2 rRNA genes (1 of these 2 running past the window's edge) are annotated in these 3,078 nt (G+C 52.9%); both read left to right on the top strand.

From position 1 onward, the window contains the following. Nucleotides 1-2,785, top strand: a 23S ribosomal RNA gene (locus tag K7G82_RS29575) (it extends 6 nt beyond the left edge of the window). Nucleotides 2,786-2,912: 127 nt separating this feature from the next. Beyond that, nucleotides 2,913-3,027 (top strand): 5S ribosomal RNA (rrf, locus tag K7G82_RS29580). Nucleotides 3,028-3,078 lie beyond the last annotated feature (51 nt).

The raw sequence follows: 3,078 nt of genomic DNA on the forward strand, positions 1-3,078 counted from the left end.
TGAGGTAAGAGCATTTGGTGGATGCCTTGGCATGCACAGGCGATGAAGGACGTGGCACGCTGCGATAAGCGTCGGTGAGGTGTGAGCAACCTGTGACCCGACGATTTCCGAATGGGGAAACCCATCCTCACCATTTAATTCTAGCGCTGAGTGATCAGTGTTTGAGTTAAATGGGAAAGGATATCACCTTAGTGAATAAAATAGCTTTGGTGAAGCGAACCCGGAGAACTGAAACATCTCAGTAACCGGAGGAAAAGACATCAACCGAGATTCCGTTAGTAGTGGCGAGCGAACGCGGACCAGGCCAGTGCCTGATATTCAACTAGCAGAAGCTTCTGGAAAGTAGCACCATAGCGGGTGACAGTCCCGTATGCGAAAGTGATGTATCAGGACTTGAGTAGGGCGGGGCACGTGAAACCCTGTCTGAATATGGGGGGACCACCCTCCAAGCCTAAATACTCGTGCATGACCGATAGCGAACTAGTACCGTGAGGGAAAGGTGAAAAGCACCCCGATGAGGGGAGTGAAACAGTACCTGAAACCGAATGCTTACAAGCAGTTGGAGCCCCATAGGGGGTGACAGCGTACCTCTTGCATAATGGGTCTGTGACTTAGTGTATCAAGCAAGCTTAAGCCGATAGGTGTAGGCGCAGCGAAAGCGAGTCTTAATAGGGCGACTGAGTTTGATGCATTAGACCCGAAACCCGGCGATCTAGGCATGACCAGGTTGAAGGTGGGGTAACACCCACTGGAGGACCGAACCGTTTAATGTTGAAAAATTATCGGATGAGTTGTGTTTAGGGGTGAAAGGCCAATCAAGCCGGGAAATAGCTGGTTCTCCGCGAAATCTATTGAGGTAGAGCCTTGGACGAATACCGTTGGGGGTAGAGCACTGGATGGGCTAGGGGGTCGCGAGATCTACCAAACCTAACCAAACTCCGAATACCAACGAGTACTATCCAGGAGACAGACGGCGGGTGCTAAGGTCCGTCGTCAAAAGGGAAACAGCCCTGACCTACAGCTAAGGCCCCCAAATCGTATCTAAGTGGGAAAGCATGTGGGACTTCCAAAACAACCAGGAGGTTGGCTTAGAAGCAGCCATCCTTTAAAGAAAGCGTAACAGCTCACTGGTCTAAATAAGAGGTCCTGCGGCGAAGATGTAACGGGGCTCAAGATACGTGCCGAAGCTTAGGGTGTGGATTTATCCACGCGGTAGCGGAGCGTTCCGTAAGCCTGCGAAGCCGAAGGGTAACCGACGGTGGAGGTATCGGAAGTGCGAATGCAGACATGAGTAGCGATAAAGAGGGTGAGATGCCCTCTCGCCGAAAGACCAAGGGTTCCTGCTTAAAGCTAATCTGAGCAGGGTGAGCCGGCCCCTAAGACGAGCCCGAAGGGGGTAGTCGATGGGAACCACGTTAATATTCGTGGGCCTGGTGGTGTGTGACGGATCTCGTAAGTTGTCAGTCCTTATCGGATTGGTCTGGCTTCGAAGAGGTTCCAGGAAATAGCCCCACCGTATAGACCGTACCCGAAACCGACACAGGTGGTCTGGTAGAGTATACCAAGGCGCTTGAGAGAAGTGTACTGAAGGAACTCGGCAAATTGCCTCCGTACCTTCGGAAGAAGGAGGCCCCACATTAAGGCAACTTTTTGTGGGGGGCACAGGCCAGGGGGTAGCGACTGTTTAGCAAAAACACAGGACTCTGCTAAGTCGGCTTCAAGACGACGTATAGGGTCTGACGCCTGCCCGGTGCTGGAAGGTTAAGAGGAGGGGTGCAAGCTCCGAATTGAAGCCCCAGTAAACGGCGGCCGTAACTATAACGGTCCTAAGGTAGCGAAATTCCTTGTCGGGTAAGTTCCGACCTGCACGAATGGCGTAACGACTTCCCCACTGTCTCCAGTACATGCTCAGCGAAATTGAATTCTCCGTGAAGATGCGGAGTACCCGCGGTTAGACGGAAAGACCCCGTGCACCTTTACTGCAGCTTCAGAGTGGCATTAGGAAAGAATTGTGTAGCATAGGTGGGAGGCTTTGAAGCCGGGGCGCCAGCCCTGGTGGAGCCAAAGGTGAAATACCACCCTGTTGTTTTCTGATGTCTAACCTCGCACCGTTATCCGGTGCAGGGACCCTCTGTGGCGGGTAGTTTGACTGGGGCGGTCGCCTCCTAAAGAGTAACGGAGGCGCGCGAAGGTTGGCTCAGGACGGTTGGAAACCGTCTGTTAGAGTGCAATGGCATAAGCCAGCCTGACTGCGAGACTGACGAGTCGAGCAGAGACGAAAGTCGGTCATAGTGATCCGGTGGTCCCTCGTGGAAGGGCCATCGCTCAACGGATAAAAGGTACGCCGGGGATAACAGGCTGATAACCCCCAAGAGCTCATATCGACGGGGTTGTTTGGCACCTCGATGTCGGCTCATCACATCCTGGGGCTGGAGCAGGTCCCAAGGGTTTGGCTGTTCGCCAATTAAAGTGGTACGTGAGCTGGGTTCAGAACGTCGCGAGACAGTTTGGTCCCTATCTGCCGTGGGCGTCGAAATTTGAGAGGAGTTGACCCTAGTACGAGAGGACCGGGTTGAACATACCTCTGGTGGACCTGTCATCGTGCCAACGGTGCAGCAGGGTAGCTATGTATGGACGGGATAACCGCTGAAAGCATCTAAGCGGGAAGCCTCCCTCAAGATAAGATTTCATAGAGCCGTCGAAGACCACGACGTTGATAGATTGGATGTGGAAGCGCAGTAATGCGTGGAGCTAACCAATACTAATTGCTCTATTCGCGTTCGAGAGTTCCACCATCAATGACAGCCCTGGCTGTTCATTGCGAAACGGATAATCAATACGCAGCCCAATGAATTGGTCCAACGTGCACGGTATCGATTTTTAAGAACAATCCGCATGCGCCTGCTTCATAGCTTGGTGGCCATAGCGTCAGTGACCCACCCGATCCCATCTCGAACTCGGCCGTGAAACCTGACTGCGCCGATGGTACTATCGCTTAAGCGCTGGAAGAGTAGGTCGCCGCCAGGCTTTGCAGCAGGCGCATCCGGATTTGTTACATCAGAACCCATTCATAATGTT

Origin of the sequence: Sphingomonas colocasiae, assembly GCF_019880585.1 — a bacterium.
GTDB classification, from domain to species: Bacteria; Pseudomonadota; Alphaproteobacteria; order Sphingomonadales; family Sphingomonadaceae; genus Sphingobium_A; species Sphingobium_A colocasiae.